General features: G+C 43.7%; 26 protein-coding genes. 2 read left to right on the top strand and 24 right to left on the bottom strand.

What is annotated here, in order from left to right; genetic code table 11:
- Positions 1-75 precede the first annotated feature (75 nt).
- The 10 genes from Q0339_RS01540 to Q0339_RS01585 form a co-directional block, all read right to left on the bottom strand.
- Complete coding sequence (locus tag Q0339_RS01540; RefSeq protein ID WP_298077021.1) at positions 76-822, bottom strand: alpha/beta fold hydrolase; 747 nt, start codon at positions 820-822, stop codon at positions 76-78.
- 67 nt (positions 823-889) lie between these two features.
- On the bottom strand, positions 890-1,126 hold the full coding sequence (gene secG, locus Q0339_RS01545) for a preprotein translocase subunit SecG (RefSeq protein ID WP_083316232.1): 237 nt from the start codon (positions 1,124-1,126) through the stop codon (positions 890-892).
- 67 nt (positions 1,127-1,193) lie between these two features.
- Complete coding sequence (locus Q0339_RS01550; protein ID WP_298077022.1) at positions 1,194-1,979, bottom strand: sulfite exporter TauE/SafE family protein; 786 nt, start codon at positions 1,977-1,979, stop codon at positions 1,194-1,196.
- A gap of 288 nt (positions 1,980-2,267) precedes the next feature.
- Positions 2,268-3,566 (bottom strand): phosphopyruvate hydratase, encoded by a 1,299-nt coding sequence (gene eno, locus Q0339_RS01555; protein ID WP_298077023.1) that lies wholly within the window; start codon positions 3,564-3,566, stop codon positions 2,268-2,270.
- Between the two features lie 109 nt (positions 3,567-3,675).
- Positions 3,676-5,205, bottom strand: coding sequence for a 2,3-bisphosphoglycerate-independent phosphoglycerate mutase (gene gpmI / locus Q0339_RS01560; RefSeq protein WP_298077024.1), 1,530 nt, complete (start codon positions 5,203-5,205; stop codon positions 3,676-3,678).
- Positions 5,205-5,960 carry a triose-phosphate isomerase gene (gene tpiA / locus Q0339_RS01565; protein ID WP_268444953.1) on the bottom strand — a complete coding sequence of 252 codons (756 nt, stop codon included), beginning with the start codon at positions 5,958-5,960 and terminating at the stop codon, positions 5,205-5,207. Before tpiA ends, gpmI begins: the two co-directional genes overlap by 1 nt.
- 75 nt (positions 5,961-6,035) lie before the next feature.
- Positions 6,036-7,226: a phosphoglycerate kinase gene (locus Q0339_RS01570; RefSeq protein ID WP_070755291.1), complete on the bottom strand. Its 1,191-nt coding sequence runs from the start codon at positions 7,224-7,226 to the stop codon at positions 6,036-6,038.
- A 199-nt stretch (positions 7,227-7,425) separates the two neighbouring features.
- Positions 7,426-8,427: a type I glyceraldehyde-3-phosphate dehydrogenase gene (gene gap, locus Q0339_RS01575; RefSeq protein ID WP_298077025.1), complete on the bottom strand. Its 1,002-nt coding sequence runs from the start codon at positions 8,425-8,427 to the stop codon at positions 7,426-7,428.
- Between the two features lie 26 nt (positions 8,428-8,453).
- A complete protein-coding gene (locus tag Q0339_RS01580; protein ID WP_298077026.1) occupies positions 8,454-9,503 on the bottom strand; it encodes a sugar-binding domain-containing protein in 1,050 nt (349 codons plus the stop codon).
- 388 nt (positions 9,504-9,891) lie between these two features.
- Entirely contained in the window at positions 9,892-10,362 is a 471-nt protein-coding gene (locus Q0339_RS01585) for an S-ribosylhomocysteine lyase (protein ID WP_291428612.1), read from the bottom strand.
- Positions 10,363-10,589: 227 nt separating this feature from the next.
- Here Q0339_RS01585 and Q0339_RS01590 point away from each other — a divergent pair, with 227 nt between their 5' ends.
- Complete coding sequence (locus Q0339_RS01590) at positions 10,590-11,252, top strand: hypothetical protein (protein WP_298077027.1); 663 nt, start codon at positions 10,590-10,592, stop codon at positions 11,250-11,252.
- Positions 11,253-11,646: 394 nt separating this feature from the next.
- On the opposite strand, the gene Q0339_RS01595 is transcribed toward Q0339_RS01590, so the two are convergent.
- From Q0339_RS01595 to Q0339_RS01660, 14 genes are all read right to left on the bottom strand, one after another.
- The gene (locus Q0339_RS01595; RefSeq protein WP_298077028.1) at positions 11,647-11,784 is read right to left on the bottom strand and encodes a hypothetical protein; all 138 of its coding nucleotides are present in this window, start codon (positions 11,782-11,784) and stop codon (positions 11,647-11,649) included.
- A gap of 92 nt (positions 11,785-11,876) precedes the next feature.
- Complete coding sequence (locus tag Q0339_RS01600; protein WP_298077029.1) at positions 11,877-12,113, bottom strand: hypothetical protein; 237 nt, start codon at positions 12,111-12,113, stop codon at positions 11,877-11,879.
- 181 nt (positions 12,114-12,294) lie between these two features.
- Positions 12,295-12,666, bottom strand: coding sequence for a replication protein (locus tag Q0339_RS01605; RefSeq protein ID WP_298077030.1), 372 nt, complete (start codon positions 12,664-12,666; stop codon positions 12,295-12,297).
- A gap of 8 nt (positions 12,667-12,674) precedes the next feature.
- Positions 12,675-13,247, bottom strand: a complete 573-nt coding sequence (locus Q0339_RS01610) for a hypothetical protein (RefSeq protein WP_298077031.1) — start codon at positions 13,245-13,247, stop codon at positions 12,675-12,677.
- Positions 13,235-13,405 carry a hypothetical protein gene (locus Q0339_RS01615; RefSeq protein WP_298077032.1) on the bottom strand — a complete coding sequence of 57 codons (171 nt, stop codon included), beginning with the start codon at positions 13,403-13,405 and terminating at the stop codon, positions 13,235-13,237. Before Q0339_RS01615 ends, Q0339_RS01610 begins: the two co-directional genes overlap by 13 nt.
- A gap of 143 nt (positions 13,406-13,548) precedes the next feature.
- Positions 13,549-13,734 (bottom strand): hypothetical protein, encoded by a 186-nt coding sequence (locus Q0339_RS01620; RefSeq protein ID WP_298077033.1) that lies wholly within the window; start codon positions 13,732-13,734, stop codon positions 13,549-13,551.
- Positions 13,706-14,137, bottom strand: coding sequence for a hypothetical protein (locus Q0339_RS01625; protein ID WP_298077034.1), 432 nt, complete (start codon positions 14,135-14,137; stop codon positions 13,706-13,708). The genes Q0339_RS01620 and Q0339_RS01625 overlap by 29 nt, the downstream gene beginning before the upstream one ends.
- Entirely contained in the window at positions 14,134-14,610 is a 477-nt protein-coding gene (locus tag Q0339_RS01630; RefSeq protein ID WP_298077035.1) for a hypothetical protein, read from the bottom strand. Before Q0339_RS01630 ends, Q0339_RS01625 begins: the two co-directional genes overlap by 4 nt.
- Before the next feature lie 54 nt (positions 14,611-14,664).
- On the bottom strand, positions 14,665-14,868 hold the full coding sequence (locus Q0339_RS01635; RefSeq protein WP_298077036.1) for a hypothetical protein: 204 nt from the start codon (positions 14,866-14,868) through the stop codon (positions 14,665-14,667).
- Positions 14,869-15,149: 281 nt separating this feature from the next.
- The gene (locus Q0339_RS01640; RefSeq protein ID WP_298077037.1) at positions 15,150-17,528 is read right to left on the bottom strand and encodes a DNA primase family protein; all 2,379 of its coding nucleotides are present in this window, start codon (positions 17,526-17,528) and stop codon (positions 15,150-15,152) included.
- Positions 17,529-17,843 (bottom strand): helix-turn-helix transcriptional regulator, encoded by a 315-nt coding sequence (locus Q0339_RS01645; protein ID WP_298077038.1) that lies wholly within the window; start codon positions 17,841-17,843, stop codon positions 17,529-17,531.
- An 11-nt stretch (positions 17,844-17,854) separates the two neighbouring features.
- Positions 17,855-18,292: a hypothetical protein gene (locus Q0339_RS01650; RefSeq protein WP_298077039.1), complete on the bottom strand. Its 438-nt coding sequence runs from the start codon at positions 18,290-18,292 to the stop codon at positions 17,855-17,857.
- A 171-nt stretch (positions 18,293-18,463) separates the two neighbouring features.
- Positions 18,464-18,742, bottom strand: a complete 279-nt coding sequence (locus Q0339_RS01655; RefSeq protein ID WP_298077040.1) for a helix-turn-helix domain-containing protein — start codon at positions 18,740-18,742, stop codon at positions 18,464-18,466.
- 122 nt (positions 18,743-18,864) lie between these two features.
- Positions 18,865-19,068 carry a helix-turn-helix domain-containing protein gene (locus Q0339_RS01660; RefSeq protein ID WP_298077041.1) on the bottom strand — a complete coding sequence of 68 codons (204 nt, stop codon included), beginning with the start codon at positions 19,066-19,068 and terminating at the stop codon, positions 18,865-18,867.
- A 155-nt stretch (positions 19,069-19,223) separates the two neighbouring features.
- Here Q0339_RS01660 and Q0339_RS01665 point away from each other — a divergent pair, with 155 nt between their 5' ends.
- Positions 19,224-20,090 (top strand): helix-turn-helix transcriptional regulator, encoded by an 867-nt coding sequence (locus tag Q0339_RS01665; protein WP_298077042.1) that lies wholly within the window; start codon positions 19,224-19,226, stop codon positions 20,088-20,090.
- Positions 20,091-20,106 lie beyond the last annotated feature (16 nt).

The raw sequence follows: 20,106 nt of genomic DNA on the forward strand, positions 1-20,106 counted from the left end.
CAAAATTCTTTTTTCAATGCTTGTGAGTGCACTCATAGCGTCTCATGCACCTCCTTTGTTTTAAATTAAATTTCTTTAGTTATCAAATGCTTGGATAAATTGCAATAGGCTAGCTTCGAAGTCTGACCGATTGCGGTTAGTGGTAATAACATGGGTGTTCTCTTCACACCAGTGGAAGCTGATTTTGGCAGATTCCAGAGCCTCTAGCAAATCATAGACCGCTTCTGGATCCACTAATTCATCTTGGGCTGATTGAACAATGTAAACAGGCAGCTCAATCGAAGCGAGTTTGCCTTCAAAACCACGAGCGAAAGCCTGAATATCCGCCACCTGTTGCCGGTGGGCAGTCCGCACTGCTTCTTCCGTCTGCAAATAGTCAGGTAAATCGCCTCGCTTTTCTGCCAAATAGCGGGCAAAGGCCATGAAGCGATTTTCTAAATGCAGGCCATCCCGACTAATTACTGGCGAATTAAAGACGCCCCCACCAAGAAGTTGACTATCCGCCTCACATAGGGCGCGCATGGCCATAACTCCGCCCATCGATAGGCCGAAGACCAGGACTTTTTCGTAGCGTTCTTTCATAAAGGCTAGAGCCTCTTGTAAGTCTTGCCACCAGATTTCAGGACCCGCATTCAAGATATCCTGAATATCAGTCGTCCCATGGCCTGTAAATAAGGGACAGAGTACTCCATAGCCTTGACGATTCAGCAGCCCAGCCTGAGGTCTTACGTCAGCCGTGCTACCTGTGTAGGCGTGGCAGAGAATGATACCAAGCCTAGCTCCCGGAGCTTCTACATAATAGGCACCCTTAGAGAGGGGCATAATCATTCCTCCTTTTCAAGAAAAAAGACCTCTGAGTCTAAGGTCAGAGATCTAAAACTTAAGCAACTTATTTAGAAGAGAAATAAGCAAGTGCTAAGGCTAACACAAAGAACAAGACGCCAAACACCACGGTTGAGCGAATGAGAAAAGCCTCAAAACCACGGGCCTTGGTCTTACTCATTTGGTTCTCGGCACTACCACCTGACAATGAGCTTGCTGCATTACTTTTAGATGGTTGCATGATGACCAACATAATTAGAATAATTGATACGATGACTAAGGCAACAGTCAATACTTCTGACAAGGTACTTCCTCCTTTTTCGAAAATCTCTACCCCTTATAATACCACATATTAGGCAAGCTAACAACTCCTAATGCCATAATTGAAAGGCATTATAGAGATTAATCCCAATGACTAGCACGACCACCCATTGAAAGACCCGCCGAACTGCTTGGTCGGATAGAAGTCGTGACATCCGAGCCCCCAGTAAGCCACCCACGATAGCCGCTGGTACGATATATACCAAAATCGACAGGTCATAACGTGTAAAACCTGCCCCCCAGGCAATGGTCACCAACTTGGTTAACTGGGAACAAAAAATAGTAGCAATAGAATAAATCGTGGCTTCCTTGATCGGCATCGCGAAAACGAGCATAAGCAAGGAAACATTAATAGGTCCTCCGCCGATTCCTAATAGACTGGCAAAAAATCCCAAACTTAAACCTACAGCACTATACCAGAGTGCCCCTTGCTTGGACCAATGTAAATTTTCGTAGTGCGTGTAAATCATGGCAAAAACTAACAGCGTCACTGTCACTGCGATTTGAATCAGGGTAACCTGACTGGCCTGCGCTACTCTTTTAAGCAAAAACTCAAAAGTTTGATTTCCCAGATAGCCGCCCAAAACTGATCCTAAGGCCAGATAGGCTACTTGCTGCCACTGGATTTTACGTCCCGCTTGAACTTGACGTATGGTCGATACCAAAGACATGGTAAAGACTGCCACCGTCGAATAAAAAGAGATGGCCACTACCGAATCATGACCTACAAAGTCCAAAACCGGCTTGATAATGACACCACCGCCCATACCCGACACGCTACCTACCGCATTGGCAACTACAATAATCAGAAAATAAAGTACTCCTATTCCGCTCACACTTATTCGCGCTCCTCTGACCTCATCACTTCTCGTCACTTCTATTTTACACAAAAACAAGGCACTTTGAATAGTGAAGCGACTTCTTTTTTCTACTTCTAACTAAGTTCTATTCCCTACAAGTTCTAACTTATCTTAAGTTTTTAATTTCTCTTATTAGCGACTACTTCCCTCTTCAATTTCACATAAGAAAATATCTTAAGCTAACAAACAAATCAACATTTTGCATAGTCTAGACAATATAAAAGAGGCTAGGACACATGTCCTAGCCTCAAACTTACTTAAGGACTATTTACCTAAGTTGTAGAAAGACTTCAAGCCGTCGTAGCGAGCTACTTCGCCTAATTCGTCTTCGATACGGAGTAATTGGTTGTACTTAGCAATACGGTCAGTACGTGACAATGAACCAGTCTTGATTTGGCCAGCGTTAGTTGCTACGGCGATATCAGAGATGGTTGAGTCTTCAGTTTCACCTGAACGGTGAGATACTACTGCAGTGTAACCAGCTTTTTGAGCCATTTCGATTGCATCGAAGGTTTCAGTCAAGGTACCGATTTGGTTAACCTTGATTAAGATTGAGTTACCAATCCCTTTTTCAATCCCTTCAGACAATTTAGCAGTGTTAGTTACGAACAAGTCGTCACCTACTAATTGAACTTTAGAACCTAAACGGTCAGTCAATAATTTCCAACCATCCCAGTCGTTTTCGTCCATACCGTCTTCAATGGTGATGATTGGGTATTTGTTAACCAATTCTTCCAAGTAGTCTACTTGTTCAGCAGAAGTACGTTTTGCACCTTTGTCGCCTTCGAACTTGGTGTAGTCGTATACGCCATCTTCGTAGAATTCAGAAGCTGCACAGTCGAAACCTAAGAATACATCTTTACCTGGTTCCAAACCAACGTTCTTGATAGCTTCTAAGATAGTTTCTACGCCATCTTCAGTCCCTTCAAAGTTAGGAGCGAAACCACCTTCGTCACCAACAGCGGTTACTAAACCACGTTTGTGTAAGATAGATTTCAATTCGTGGAAGATTTCTGCCCCCCAACGAAGTGCTTCTTTGAAGCTTGGTGCGCCTACTGGCAAGATCATGAATTCTTGGAAAGCGATTGGAGCGTCAGAGTGAGAACCACCATTGACAATGTTCATCATTGGTGTTGGTAATACTTTCGTATTGAAGCCACCTAAGTATTTGTAAAGTGGAACGTTTAAGTAGTCAGCAGCAGCGCGAGCAACAGCAATCGATACACCTAAGATTGCATTAGCACCGAGTTTCCCTTTGTTAGGAGTCCCGTCTAATTCAATCATCAATTTGTCGATGGCGTTTTGTTCTAAAACATCGTAGCCTAACAAAGCGTCAGCGATGACGTTGTTCACGTTGTCAACTGCTTTAGAAACCCCTTTACCTAAGTAACGTGATTTGTCGCCATCACGCAATTCAACTGCTTCATATTCACCAGTTGACGCACCTGATGGAACCATCCCACGACCGAAGGCACCACTTTCAGTGTAAACATCTACTTCGATGGTTGGGTTACCGCGAGAGTCGAGGACTTCACGAGCATAAACGTCTGTAATGTATGGCATATTGTTCTCTCCTTTAAAGTTGATTAGCCTCTTAATTACTTAAGAGTATTGCCACTATCTATTTTAGTGATTTTCGTGGCAAAATGCAAAGATTTTCTTGCTTTTTAACCTATTTCTTAATGAGGGATTCCCCGGTCATTTCTACCGGTTGCGCAACCCCTAATAAATCCAACATGGTTGGGGCCAAGTCAGCCAAACGACCGCCTGAACGAAGCTCTACTCCTGGCTTGGTTACAATGACTGGCACTGGGTTCGTTGTGTGGGCAGTCATTGGTTGACCGTCTAAAGTCACCACTTCGTCTGAGTTCCCGTGATCAGCTGTAATGATGGCAGAACCGCCTTTGGCTAAGATTAAGTCAACGACTTCACCCAAGCACTCGTCAACTGCTTCAATTGCTTTGACAGTTGGTTCTAACATACCAGAGTGACCTACCATGTCAGGGTTAGCGAAGTTAAGGATGATGGCATCCAACTTATCTTCATTGATGGCAGCTACTAAGGCATCCTTGACTTCATAAGCAGACATTTCTGGCTTGAGGTCATAGGTTGCTACCTTAGGAGATGGGATTAAGATCCGATCTTCGCCTGGGAATTCCTCGTGACGGCCACCACTCATGAAGAAGGTTACGTGAGGATATTTCTCAGTCTCTGCAATCCGTAATTGTTGTTTGCCACTATTAGCAAGGACTTCACCGATGGTGTTTTTGAGGTCAACCTTCTTGAAGGCAATCTCTGCTAAGACATCATCGCTGTACACAGTGAAGGTCACGAATTTGAGGTCTTTTGGATAGTCGCCGCGGTCAAAACCGTCGAAAGCTGGGTTAGACAAGGCAGTCCCTAATTGGATAGCCCGGTCTGGACGGAAGTTGAAGAAGACAACAGAGTCGCCAGATTCAATCTCAGCTACTGGTTGACCACCTTCAGTGACCACAAATGGCACGACAAATTCATCATAAACTTCTTCTTTATAAGAAGCTTCAATCCCTGCCACAGCAGAGTCAAATTGAGCGCCTTTACCGTGAACCATGGCATCATAAGCCAGTTGCACCCGTTCCCAACGCTTGTCACGGTCCATGGCATAGTAACGACCAGAAATGGTTGCGAAGCGACCTACGCCGACTTCACCAAAGACTTCTTCAGTCTTCTTAACGAAGTCTAAACCTGAAGATGGCGCCACGTCACGACCATCTAAGAAGCCATGCACATAGACTTTTTCAAGGCCATATTGCTTAGCTAAACGCAAGAGCGCAAAGAGGTGCTCGTAGTGAGAGTGAACCCCACCGTCAGAGATTAAGCCCATCAAGTGAAGAGCTTTACCTGATTCTTTGGCTGCTTTCACCGCTTCAACCAATTCAGGAATTTCGTAGAATTGGCCTTCACGAATGGAAATGTTAATACGGGTTAGGGATTGATAGACAATACGCCCTGCCCCAATGTTCAAGTGACCTACTTCGGAGTTACCCATTTGGCCATCTGGCAAGCCCACGTCTTCGCCGCTGGCTTTGAGTTGGTTATGAGGGTAAGTTTCCCAGTAACGGTCAAAGTTTGGTTTCTTGGCTGCTTTAACGGCATTCCCGAACACTTCGTCGCGAATAGCGAAGCCGTCCAAGATGATTAAGGCTACAGGAGCTTTTGACATTATTTCACACCTTCTAATAACGCTAAGAATGATTCTGGTACTAAGGAAGCACCGCCGACTAAGGCACCGTCAACATCTGGACATGACATGTATTCTGCCACGTTCTCAGGTTTAACAGAGCCACCGTATTGCACGCGCACAGCGTCTGCTGCTGCTTGACCAAAGTTCTTAGCTACGACTGAACGAACCGCTGCACACATTTTTTGTGCGTCTTCTTGGGTTGCAGATTTACCAGTCCCAATCGCCCAAATTGGTTCATAAGCGATAACAGAAGCTTTAACTTGATCTTCTGAGAAGCCTGCCAAAGCAGCTGTTACTTGTTTTTCAACAACTTCTTCTGCTTGACCTGCTTCGTATTGTTCTAAGGTTTCACCACAGCAGATAATTGGCACCATGCCGTTGCGGAAGATTGCTAAGCCCTTCTTGTTAACGTCTTGGTCTGTCTCATGGAAGTATTCACGACGTTCTGAGTGACCAATGATAACATAGTCAACACCTAATGCTTTGAGTGATGCTGGGCTAGTTTCACCTGTAAAGGCACCTGCATCTTCGAAGTAGCAGTTTTGTACTGCCAAACCTAAGTTTGAGCCAGCTAAACTTGCTTTAACGTCTGAAGCCACTAAGGCTGGAACGCCTACAACTGCTTCAACAAGATCTGCGGAAGGTAATTTACCTTTAACCGCCTCAACGAAGGCTTTCGCTTCTTCGTTGGTTTTGTTCATTTTCCAGTTACCTGCAATAATTGGTTTTCTCATTAGTATCCTCCTAAGGATTATGGAAGGCCCCGGGGCTTAGAGACTAGCCCCAGCCTTCACAGATTGATTGAATTCTTATTTATCTGAGATAGAAGCAACCCCTGGTAATTCCTTACCTTCGAGGTATTCTAAGGACGCGCCCCCACCAGTTGAGATGTGAGTGAATTTATCAGCATAACCTAATTGAGCAGCTGCTGCCGCAGAGTCCCCACCACCGATAATAGTTGTTGCCCCTTCAAGGTGGGCAATTGCTTCGCAGACCCCAATGGTCCCGCCAGCAAAGTTAGAGAACTCGAAGACACCCATTGGCCCGTTCCATACAACGGTTTTAGCATCTTGTAAGTAGTCAGAGAAGAGTTTAACAGTCGCTGGACCGATGTCTAAACCTTCTTGATCTGCTGGAATAGCATCTGAAGGCACCACTGTAATTGGTGCATCATTGCTAAATTCTGGCGCCACCTTGTTGTCAATTGGCAATACTAATTTGTCGCCAGCCTTGGCCATGATTTCTTTAGCTAATTCTACGCGATCAGCTTCTAAGAGCGAAAGCCCTACTTCGTAGCCTTTTGCTTTGAAGAAGGTGTAAGCCATCCCACCACCGATTAAGACTTTGTCAGCCTTATCGAGGAGGTTTTCAATAACCCCGATCTTATCGGAGACCTTAGCCCCACCTAAGATAGCAACGAATGGACGTTTTGGATTGTCAACTGCACCACCGATGAACTTGATTTCCTTGTCCATCAAGAAACCAGCGGCAGTTTCCAAGTGGCTAGCCACCCCAACGTTAGATGCGTGAGAACGGTGTGCAGTCCCGAAAGCATCGTTGACAAAGAGGTCACCCAAGCTTGCCCAGTATTTACCCAATTCAGGGTCATTTTTAGATTCTTTTTTACCGTCGATGTCTTCAAAACGAGTGTTTTCGAATACTAAGACATCGCCTTCAGCTAAACCATCGATAGCTGCTTCTAAAGCTGCCCCACGGGTTTCTGGCACGAAAGTTACTTCCTTACCTAATAATTCACCTAAGCGTTTTGCAACTGGAGCTAAAGACTTAGAAGCCTTGTCTTCTTCAGTTTTAACTTTACCTAAGTGAGAGAAGAGGATGAGTTTTGCTTTGTTATCGATTAAGTATTGGATAGTTGGCAAAGCTTGAACAATCCGGTTGTCGTCAGTGATGACGCCGTCTTTCATTGGAACGTTGAAGTCCACCCGAACTAATACCTTTTTACCTGCTACATCTAAATCTGTTACGATTTTTTTTGCCATATAAAAACCTCCTTGGGCATGCGATTTGGTGCTGTTATCAATTGACAGCAGTGACTCTTCCTGGCGATGGGTCAACCTGCTGATGCAACTGACCTCAACACCAAAGCGGTGATATAAAAACAAAAGGCGAGGAAGCTTGTCACTTCCCCGCCTAGAGTGTCATGCGACTAAGCTCGACATTCGTATATGAAACTTATGATTATAAGCTTGCGAAGTAAGCTAAGGTACGAATTAATTGAGCAGTGTATGACATTTCGTTGTCATACCAAGATACAGTCTTAACTAATTGTTTGTCGCCTACAGTCATTACTTTGGTTTGAGTTGCGTCAAATAATGAACCGTAAGTGATCCCTACGATGTCAGAAGATACGAGTGGATCTTCAGTGTAACCGTAAGATTCGTTAGCTGCTGCTTTCATTGCTGCGTTAACTTCTTCAGCAGTTACAGGTTTTTCTAAAACAGTTACTAATTCAGTTAAAGAACCAGTTGGTACAGGAACGCGTTGTGCAGCCCCGTCTAATTTACCGTTCAATTCTGGGATTACTAAGCCGATAGCTTTAGCAGCACCAGTTGTGTTAGGTACGATGTTTGCAGCTGCTGCGCGAGCACGACGCAAGTCACCTTTAGGGTGTGGAGCGTCCAAGGTGTTTTGGTCACCAGTGTAAGCGTGGATAGTAGTCATTAAACCTTCTACAACGCCGAAGTTGTCTTGTAAAGCTTTAGCCATTGGAGCCAAGCAGTTAGTAGTACATGAAGCACCAGAGATTACTGTTTCATCCCCAGTTAAGATGTTGTGGTTAACGTTGTAAACAACTGTTGGTACGTCGTTACCACCAGGAGCTGAGATAACTACACGTTTAGCACCAGCTTTTAAGTGTAATTCAGCTTTTTCTTTTGAAGTGAAGAAACCAGTACATTCAAGCACGATATCTACACCTAATTCACCCCAAGGTAATTCTTCAGGATTACGGTTAGCTAAAACTTTAACTTCTTTACCGTTCACACGGAAAGCACCGTCTAATACTTCAACTTCACCGTTGAAACGACCTTGAGTTGAGTCATATTTTAATAAGTGTGCTAATTGTTTAGCATCAGTTAAGTCGTTGATTGCTACAACTTCCAAACCTTCTACATCTTGGATACGACGGAATGCTAAACGACCGATGCGTCCAAAACCGTTAATACCTACTTTTACTGTCATATTTGACTTCCTCCTTAAGGAAAAAATTATTTTAACGGGGTATTAGCCCCACTTAAAACCATATTCGCAATTCCTTCATCACAGATTAGAACACCATGATGTTGGATAAGTTTGTAGTAAGCCTCTACAGCGCGGGCCTTGCTAGCGCCGCCTACTACGGTAATCAAGAGAGGCACCTCACGCAAAGACTGGAATTGAATGCCAAATCTCGGTAAACGTAAGACCTCCTGGCCACTTTGATTGAAAAACACCCCAAAGGCTTCCCCAACCGCATCTTGGTCCTTCAATAATTGTTTCTGCGTCGCAGTTAAATCATGCCGTTCTGCCATAACATTAGCATTACCGACCGATAATAAGAGTACATTAGCCGTCTTGCTTAGTTCAACAGCGTGACGTATTGAAGGGTTATTGAGTAGTACTTGCGAAACTTGCTCCCCGATATTTTCAGGGATAAAGAGTGGCACAAATTGACCATCTGTCTGTTTAGCCATCAAGCCTCCGATATTGTTGGCTTGAATATCATAGGAGCCCCCAACTCCACCGCGGGCAGGTACAAAGACTAAATCCCGTCCCTCTCCCAATTGAGGTGTGAATTCTTGGGCTACTTGAGCTAGGGTAGTTCCCCCAGTCATGGCTAAGACATGACGTCCTTGATCCAAGTTCAAGGCCAGAAACTCTGCTACCTTGCGTCCTAGTCGGCTCCCAACCTTAAGGTCGATATCGGCATCTCCTTTGACAATCCAGACTTCTTGGAGCCCTAATTTCTCCTTGACTCCCTGAGCCAATTCGAAGAACTCATGGTGATCATCTAAGGCCTGCTCCATGGCTTCTAAAACATCTAAGCCAATAGGCGTTAACCGAATCCCCGACTGCTTGACATCAACCAAGCCCTGAGATCGCAAGCTATCCATCAAGGTCCGCAAGCTACGCTCTGATAGGGCCACTTCCTCTGCTAGGGTCTTACGACCAATCCGCTCGGGATGTTGGGCCAAGGTCTTCATTATGCGCAATCGCTGTACTAATTCTTGGCCGACTTGCGGGACGACTTTCTCAATCAAAGAAAACATATCTCGCATCATCTGCCTCCTTTGGTCAAAGATTGACCATGCAAAGCTTCTCAGACTCCTGTCTTAAGAAGAATTGCTCCTTCTCTAACCTCTTTAATGATACCATTCTTATTCCTATAATGCAAATGTTAAACCGCATACATTTATATTTCTCATGTAATTTTCATCTTATTGCGAATGGTCGGAAAACGACCAACCGATAGGAAGTGCTTTCATGAAAATAACGCTACCATCGCTTTTTGTGTCCTATAACAGGCTAGGGATGGCAAACTAACGACCTACTCTCTCATACTAGGACCTAGACCTTACCCTATCTTTCCTGTCGGCAACATTTTTTTGATTCCTATCTTGGAGTAGACAAAAAGGACAGGCCTGGGCCTGTCCTTTTTGATATAAATTAACGGATTACCTGATCACGGACAAAAGGATCCGTGCTAATGCCTTGTTCTAAGACCAAACGGGCATATTCTTTGGCGCCCCAGAGCGAATGATCCTTGTAGTTCCCACATTCCTTAGCGGTGGCTGCCGGAATATCAGTAAAGCCTTGAACCTTCTTCAAAACATTGGCTAGCGCTTGAGCCACTTCTGCTGGCGTGTGTTCATTCCAAATCACCATGTAATAGCCAGTACGGCAGCCCATTGGCGAGATATCCACGACCCCTTCCAACTCATCGCGTAAGTTAATGGCCAAATAGTGCTCCAGAGTATGGAGGGCTCCTGTAGGGATTGCATCTTGGTTAGGTTGCAAGAAACGCATGTCATATTTTTGCAAGAGGGCTCCAGATTCGTGGCGCTCCGTGCCAGCTAGGCGGACATAAGGCGCCTTAACGGCATTATGATCCAGGGTAAAACTTTCTACTTGTGCCATAGTATTCCTTCTTTCTATCTTTCTTCAGCCAGAAATCCGTTTGTCAGTCCCTTTTTAGGAGGGGGAGGAAGTTTTTCTTCCTATAAGATACGGGTTATTTCTAGTTACTATTATAGGTATTTTGCGCCTGAACTTCAACCCGTCTGCTTGAGGATTTCCTGATAGGCAAATTAGGGGAATTATGCTAGAATAATAGGGTTGTGAAATCAAGAAAGGAACTTTAAAGAATGTCTCAACCCCGCCCACTCACTCTCCAGGAAAAAATATATTACCTGTCTATCTCCATCTTACTCAATACATTTGGCAATGCTCTGACCATTTCCATGAATATGGGCTCTTCCATGTGGACCGCTGCTTCAGTCAATATTTCCAATTACTTTCCTATTCAACTGGGCACCGTCTTGCTCTTCAACGCCTTGCTAGGCATTATCCTGAACATTATCATTGATAAGAAAATAGATATTCCCCTGATTATAGGGAACTTTGCCTTCATCTTCCCTTTCAGTGTCATGGTCCAGTTTTTCGTTCAAGGTATGGGCTGGATAGGCTTACCTGGTCTGCCTATTTGGCTACGACTGGTCTTGAATGTGGCTGGCATCTTCTTGATTGCTATTGCCATTTCCATCTATCAACGGGTCAATTGGATTATTCATCCTTTAGATGAATTGACTAACACCATCCGCTTCAAGTTCTGCAATGGCAACCCAGTACATGCGCAACTCCTAACCTTTAGCATCCCAATTGCTATGCTGATTATTATGTTTGCCCTCTCCGGCCATCTCTATGCCGTTAACCTGGGCACCATCGCCGCCCTGCTCTGCCAAGGCGCTTGGATTGGTTGGGCCGACAAACGCGTCTTCGCTAGCCTGCCTCATTATTTTAGAGATTAAAATGTCAAAAGCCATCCTTACGTGGGATGGCTTTTTTATCTGATATAACGGAGACGGTGGGGAGCAATCAGGTAAATCTGAATCGCATCATTGGCTAGCAAAAAGCCCAATATTACCAGGGTTGTTGTTGATTTGTTACCTATTGTCACTGATTGGCACTCCTCGTTATCTAACCCGATATCTAAACCAGTTTATTTCCCACGGACGGTTGGGCGCATCATACAAGATGCGCTCTTTTTATTTGCCCTGAAAAAGAAAAAGGCCAGTCGCACAATCAGGCGGCTGGCGCTAATTGGAGATTCTCCAGGCTAAAAATATGGGAGCAAGTCCCTCCATACTTCGATTCTATCATTAGCTATACTCTAAGATAAAGAAAAAAGCACCTCGAAAGTCGCTAGAATTTGGCCACCATACGACCAATGAGTTCGTAGGCCTTTTCTTCCGTTATTTCATCGAAGTTAACGTAGTCACTTACTAGAATCTTATCAAACCAGTAAAAACTAGCTTTCCATCCACCATCAAATACATACATAGTATCAACATCAAATTTGAGTACTTTAGGATTTTCAGTTGTAGTCACATAGTATGCTTTCACTTAAATCACCTTATTTCGATTTATTTCTTCTAAAAGGCGCTTGTAGTTAATTTATTGGGTGTTAAAAACTCTACTTCGAGCCCCGATAAGGCACCGTCAATCTTTTTATCTAGCAGTACCGATTGCTTGTCTCCAAAACCGAAATTTCTAATTTTATAAACAAAGTCTCCAATTTTTAAAAAATCACCGGGAGTCGCCATAACGGGGGCCTCTGATAGAACCACAACAGAACCAATCGGAGATTGGTAGATGCCTTCAATTTTCATTATGTTACCAACCTCTTCAATATTGATTCCAAATATCTTATGGGTATATTATACTCCTTTCTACCGTGAATAAAAAGAGCAAATCTTATTGATTCGCATAAGAGAGCTATAAGGCAAGCTTCTTTTTTGTCTAAGCCATGATGGTTTGTAATTTTTCATGTTTCATATTTTTAAAACTCCTTTATTTGTTATTATCTGTAATCTGCTCCAAGCGTTCGATACGTTCTTCTAGATCCTCTAATTCCAGCCCTTTATACGCTTTATCAAGTACTAGCTGGGCAGCGTTTATCTTGGCGTATGGGCTAGCTTGGGGGTTATCTAGAATTTGCTCTAGTTCTTGGGTTGCTTTTAGTGCTAAAAACTGTAGGCGTGCGGTTGTTTGCTTCATAATCTCCCGTCGCATCTTCTTGTAGGCCTCACTAAATACTTCGTTACGAAGATAGTTTCTTCCGGTCTTTGGAGATATGCCAGCGGTACGGCATGCTTGATTGACCGTTGGCTCCGATAGAAGAGCGAGTAAAAACTTCTCCTGACGGGCTGTTAGGTTGGACATAGTATCACCTAGAAGCCCGCTAGCTTCGCTACTTCGTCACCGCTAATCAAAGCAATTTGGCCATTGGATCTAGTAGTGGCAAATTCGCCACCAAAACCTAACTCTAGTTCTAAGGCCTCTTTTTCTGCTTTGAGTGTTCTATATCCTGAATCAGATTCTGCTTTAAAATCTCTTTCCATTAAGAGAGCATCCATGTATTCCCCAAGACCTTTATCCCTTAGAACCTTCTCTAAAAACAGTTCAGTATACTCGCTATGAGGAGCACGAAGTGTTTCTGCTGCGTATTCTTTCAAAGTTGCTGTTGGCATCAACTCGACCTTAAGCGTCAGCTCTTGACGGTCTAGCAACTCCTCAATGGTCGGTTTTCTAGGTACAATCTCTTTACTTTTCTCTTGGAATTTACGCATTTCGTCAGAGAACTTGATAATCTTATCTTTCACTGCCTGAATGGTCTCAACCTTTAATTCTGCGCACTCCTTTTGGAACTCTTTCCGCAAGTATTCTTTGTCATATACGCCTCTGGCATTATTATTACGGTATTTTTCAATAAGATTCTGTGTTTTTGTTACTAATTGTTGCATTGTTTTTCCTCCTTAACATCATCAATAAAAATTATGGTATTTGGTCCTAGTTTCTTTAGATCCGATTCTGTGGGCTCGTGGTCAAAGAAAACTACTTCACGGATCTCGCCGCCCCTGGCATTCTCCAACTTCTCGAGCCTCCTAATGAGTCGACTCATGGCAATATACCTCCTGTTCTCTGTATTGATACCACACCAGGGCCGTATAATGCCCGTTACGGTGTGCAATCAGCTTAGGCGCCTTGGGGTTGCATACGCACGGCTCGCGTTTGAATTCAGCTAATTCTTCCATGATGCCTTTTTTACTGTCGCTGTATAAAAGCCTGATTCGCTTTTGCATCTTCATATTCACCTCGATTCATTCGTTCGTTATGGACTTCTGTAACTTTATCGGCCCATTCTTTTGATTCCTGATAGAGTTTTCCCCTTATTGCTAATAGCTGCGCCAGGGTGTGCTGCTTATACTTCCATAGCTTCGGTTTGGGCATTTGCTAACCTCATTTCTAGCAAGGTTTCAGCCAAGGCTTTTACTGCTCGCTTCTCAAGAAACGATACTTCTTGGCGGGTAATTCCTAAGATCTCAGCCATTTCCGGGTGAGTGCCACACTTTACGCACCAGTTACGTCTTATACCCAGTGGCAACTTTCGGTGGTGTGATCTAGGGTGACCTAGATAGCGCGGTCTATATTCTCCCATAGTGAAGTACTTCAGATAGAGTAAGCGCCCAAGGTCTTGAGGCATCTGCTTGAGGGCAGCCATGAATTCCTGGAGCTCTGCTAATTCGTCCGGTGTGGCCTGATGCTTTAACTTAGAAATTAGATACATACGGCATAGGTATAAGTTAGTAACGCTTACCATGCACTCACCTTTAATTAAAAATACTGGCTTCATATTGCAAACAACTCCTTCAATTCGTTTTCCATTCCCTCAATATCTACCATGGACGCGTTGCTCATCTCATCGGAAGGGATTACCCCTAAGACGTGGCCGGTCATATAGAATTCTATTTCTTGAATATAGTCGTACACTCGCATCATTAAAGGGGATGCCCCGTATTCAGCCAATAACTCGTGTTTGAGGGCAGTTACCTCTAAGACGGTAAATTCATCGGTGAATAACCGGAGCCTTGTTCTAGCCCGCTCTAGCCGGGTAGATATAATAGATTCATCGGTTAGTATCTCCACAATGGCTTTCTCTGGCGAGAGGGCTCGCTGTACGTCCGCAAATTCGCCTTGAAGGCCGCATCCAGTGAAAGATTTGGCAGCATAGTAGTGTGAAGAGACGGCTCTTAAGGCAAGCTCTAGCGACTCAATGCGCTGCGGAAGTGCCAGGTAATACTCTATTAGACTTTTAACTTCATCCATCTAACCCCCCCTGGGTATATAAAAAGGACGCATAACAGATATACACTCTGCGTATTATTCTCCTTTGTATTCGTGTTTGGTATGTTCAAGTGCCCCGTAAGGTGGCTTTTGTACTGTGTAATGTAAGCCGTTCTCTATCCGCTTATGGAAGACCATGCCCCGGCTTACCAGGTATTCCTCTATGAGTTTCTCGACGTCGACCCACACAGTGGATAACTTTCCTTCATCTACCTCAATCGTGATGTTCCGTCTTGGCATCCGATCGCCTCCTTTCTGTTCAGAATCGTTTTATACTCCACATTCAAAGGGCTTTAATCGGGAGCACCAAAAACGTTGATACAATAATGTTTGTAGCGTTCTTCCAGTTCATCCAGATTGTTTTCACTTTGTTTATTTTTCTTAATTCTTGTACTTTTATCTCCTATATACCTATATATTCTATATTTCTCTAATAATATAAAATAATCTGGATGAAAAGGATGAAAGGGTATAAAGGTTGATTTATCAGTTTTTCTAGTCATCCTGATTATTTGGATGAATTAGGATGAATCAGGATGAGTTTCTGGGCCGTCGGTTTTCGATACAGTCCAGTTCATTCCTGTAATAGGATGATCTCGCATCTCTGGGGGTAAGTGTAGAGTATCTGAATGACTGAAGTAAGCCTTACGATGCTCGTATTTATTGCCAGTTAACTTATTAAGTCCGGTCACAACTCCCCTTGCCAAGTGATAAGGCACCTTCTCCTTAGATCTCATCTCTTCGAGAAACTCACCATAGGAATAACGGATAAAATTCATCGGAACTAATGCCAGCTCGTGGTAACCAGACTCGATATACACACTCTCTAGGTAGGCCTCTAGATAGTCGTTTTCCTTCCGGTATTCGGCCAAGGCGTCTTGGGCAGCTTGTGGGTGGATGAAACTATCAAACTTCAATCTGATAGCCTTAGAGAGGACATATTCAAGCACTTTCGGGTCTTCCATGTACTTATCCTTAATCTTCTTATCCTCTGCTTTGCCGTTGAAGTCAGCATTGAATGGGATAATCAGCATCCGTCGATAAAGGCCCTGGGACTTATTCCGCATTCTAGGCATCTCGTTGGCACTGAATAAACAGAAAAGCTTAAAGGCTATGTCATAGGCTGGCCCCTGTTTGATTTCCACGCCTACAGAGTCCCCTGTTACTACACTCATGAGGTTTGACGCATCATCAATGTAGCCACTACTGATATCGTCCCCGATATTGCACACCTTCCCCATGAGGCGGGCCATATCGAAACGGTGCTTGCTACTATCGAAGTTGTGTGGCTTGAGGGTCGAGACGTTGCTAGGACCGATTAATTGGATCAGCATCTTTTGGAAAGTCCCCTTCCCGTTGTTCCCACCGCCTACTAAGAACCCCATCTTGCCCCGCGTGTGGTTCGGGTTCAATGACTCATTGATTACTTGCCATAGGAGCGTGATAACTTCTTCATCGTCGCATGCTATTGTTTTTAGCCAGGCGTCAAAGTCAAAGTATTTAGGGCACTGCGCATCCGGTTTGAAGTTCGTCGCTATCTTACTGGTAATAGCATACTCTGGGCTAAATGGCAGTAAGGTATCAGTACTCAACTGATAAATGCCGTTATTAACGGGAATTAGGTCACTATTTTGGAGAGTAGGCACTAGCGGCACTTTTGTTCTGAGTTGGGCTATAACGTTTTTCCATTGGGCAGTATTATGTCGCCATTCAATACACTGGATAAGCTCCTGAATCAAGGTATCACTGGCTACGTAAACGCCTGTATCGAAGTTATAAATATACAGAGGGGCAGTATCTTTTTCAGTACCAATTAAACGGAAATGGCAGTATTGCTTGAGTTTATCGGCCACAATAGCCGCGTGCATCGGTGCGGGTAGTTTTACTTCCCCTTTACTGTTTACAGTGGAATTCTCCGCTCGCCAGGTATTGCCCACCTGGGCCAGGATCTTCTTAAGCGCGGCTATTGAAGTAATCGACGCTTTGAGGTTTACCATCCGGACCCGTTCAATAAAGGTCATGGTCCCCTCATTCACCGCATCATTCCGATAGATAGCATCTTGTAACTGGGCTACATTGTTGGCTTCATAGGCATGGTTTCCCTTGGCCAGCCATACCGCATAGTTATAGGCCTGGTCCTGGGTCAACTCCCCTACCTGGAGACTCTTCAAGAGAGAATACCGGAGGGCAGACCAATTGCTTTCGCTATCTAGGTTCTTGCTATCGTTTTGAATGTACTGGCGGACTTCCTCGTCATAATCGGCGGTTTTAGTTACGCCAGGAGCCACACCCTGGGATACAGGCATTACCTTAGCCGGCTGGACAAAATTTAAGGCTATTGGCTGCTCTACTGGCTTAACTGGATAAGGCTTGCCCATGGCTATGATGCGGGCCTCGTGTTGGTTGTCTTCAGTTGAAACCGGAAGTCCCTGGAGTTGGGACCATGTTCCGCTTGAATGGTCGTAAGGGAAATCTAATTTGTCAGCTAATTCTTTAAGGACTTGTGCATATTCAACTTCATTTGCCGGACGCTCCAGTGCAACTACCAATCGATAGCGTGGCTTATTATCTGTATAACTAATTGTGGGGTAAACGATATGGCTATACTCTCCTAGGAGCCAACCTATACGGCCCTTGAACTCTTCTTTTGATACTGTTAAATCGTCATAATCGAGGAAAGCCAAGGTTCGGCTCTTGAGGCTTTTATTATTTCGAACTATGCGGCCATCAGGCCCCGGCTCAATTTCTCCAGCTATTGCGTATTCGGCGTTTTTTTGCTTAAACTCTTCCTTTGACCCTACTTGCATTGGCGCCTGGTAGTTAGCAATGAAGGTGAAATCATTTTCAGCATCCGAGGGCTCTAACTTGTTTGTTCTAATCCCGATACTTTTATAGATCATCTACTCACCTCCCAGAGGGCCTAAGGCTTGCTCTAAGCGTTCCAATTGCTTAGGTTGGGGAATAGTTGTCCCTGATAGATAACGCCCGATAGAGGATAAACTAACGCCACTAATCGAGGCGAGGGCTTCCCGGTCTAGCTTCTTCTTTCGCATCATCGTCTCAAGTCGGGTGCTGAATGCCTCTAAGCGAACCTCCTGGTCGGTTAGTTCTACTTGGATGCCTTGTAGCTCGTTGATACATGCCTTAATCATGAAGTTACCAGGCTGTAAGGTCAGAGCTTCAATTACTTGATTGAGTCGTTCGCTTGTTTTCATGGTAGGCCTCCTTAGATTTTTAGCTCGCCTGTAGCCGCGTATTTAACGCCCTTATAGAAGCCGTTAATAAATCGTTCCTGGCTCGTGTGGCCTAGTAGATCGTCGGTGAGGTCGTCTAGCTCATCTGAACCTTGTTCTTTTATGAGGCGACTATAACAAGATCTAAGACTTACTGATTTTTCATCATTAAGGGCATAAGTTTCTTCCTCACTCTCCCAAAACAGATTGGCTAGTTCCTCGCGACTTACAGATTCACATGATTCAATGTCAAGTAACTGGTCCGTTAAACCGTCTAGGCGATCAATTAGGGCGTTAGTCGTTTCGTGGAGGGTATCTAGCAAGCTAATAACTCTTTCTCTTGGAAGATTGATAGTATCGGCACCCCAGAGTGCTTGGCTTTGTAACTTCAGAATGCTTTGGATAGCGTCGATTTCTTTAATTGGGTTCATAATAGTTTACCTCTTTCGGTTTAGTATAATTTGTGGTAGAATAAAGCCAGTAGGTTGCTATGAACAACGGTCTACCAATCGTATTATCATAGCCTTTTGAGTTTAGGAACGGTGGGGTTCCTAAGCTCTTTTTTTTATGTCTGTGGGAGGACTATTTTTTATTTGATAGGTCTACTGGCGGTGTTTTTCAATGTATGCGTATAACTCTGCTTTCTTAATATAGAGCTTGCCTTCTACTTGATATGTAGGGAGCCCGTTTGCTATCCAGTTCTTGAGAGTACCCCTAGAAACTGCTAGGAAGCTCTCCGTGATTTCGTTGATTGTCAGGAAGTCCCGCATCATTCCAGAATCTTGCCGCGCTTGGTCGATGGCTTGGCGGTAGATAGTCCTCAATGATGCGCTTAGCTCCTGGTTAAACTCCTCAGATATCTGTAAGCTTAAGGTTGTCATGGCGTCACCTCCTTCATAGTTTTACGGAATTCAAATCTGTTAATTTGGGAATTTATCATTTAAAATTCCGCAAACAAACTCTTCCCTCACCTATTAACACGTAGTAAAACGTAGTAATTAGATTAAAAAAATATATCTTCTAGTGTAACTGTAGAGTCTTTTTGTCTGACTAGATCTAGAAAAATTCGCATCTCACTAGGTCTAAACTCCGTGATACCTCGTTCCTTCTTCGAGTATCCATCAGTTGAAAGTTCCAGCTTTTTCGCCATTTCTGCTTGATTCATACCCAAGGCTTTTCGGTAAGAAACAATCTTTCTGACTTCCATGTTAGTACCTCCTTCTTATAATTTATGGCTTAATAATACCACGTAGTAAAACGTAGTGCAAAAGTTATTTCGTAAAAAAACGTAGAAAGGTCTTTTTTCAGTATAGAAAACGTGTTATTATATAGAAAACAAATCATACGAAAGGATATGGAGATATGGAAGCAGATAAGAAATCTGTAGGAGTAAGAATAAAAAGAATTCGCCAGGAAAAGGGACTATCTATGGAACAGTTTGGGGCGTTGATTGATTCCCCGGCTGTTAAATCAGGCATTATTTCTAGATGGGAAACTGGAGTATCTTTGCCAAATGCCAAGCGACTAAAGAATATAGCTGATTTAGGTAACACTACAGTAGAAGAATTACTTCACGGCCAGAAGATATCTAGCAAACAGGTACGGTCTATGTTGCTGCACGGGGTGCTAGAACACCCCCTAAAGAATAGACTCGCTTCTTTCATAGAAGAGTCTATCGAAGATTATGAAAAGGTATGTATATTAAATTTTGATAAGGTTCTTTACTTTAGAAAGCTATTAGGGCGTCTAAATATATATATTCCTAATGATGAAACAAATGATCTATTTTATCAAACTAAAAAGAAGCAAGACAACACTATATCAAACTTGGTTAGTATGATTCAGGAAGATCTAAAGCAGCATTTGCAAAATACCGGCGATGAAGAAAATAGTCCTCTGTTTTCGATGATTACGTCTTTCCTCAACAAAGAAGACGAGGTGCTGAATATATTCCTTGATTATATAATCACTGTAGGCGAGAATTTAGCAAAGCAAGACCCAACCGCCCTTAGTTTTGTAATAACTAATAAAATCGGAGCCCTTATCGATGGCCTGAATTCATTTCTTAAGAAACAAGATTACGATGGTGTGGCTATCCAGCAATACGGCGCATATATAGACCCATCTATCCTTATAGAGACTATGGATTATCAAACCTACAAAGAGATGCAACAGCAACTAGTCGACGTGATAAATTTCGTGGATGATAGATTTAAAAGAGGAAGCTAGCTTACGGTGAAAAGGT

Source organism: uncultured Abiotrophia sp., assembly GCF_938010525.1.
Lineage (GTDB): Bacteria > Bacillota > Bacilli > Lactobacillales > Aerococcaceae > Abiotrophia.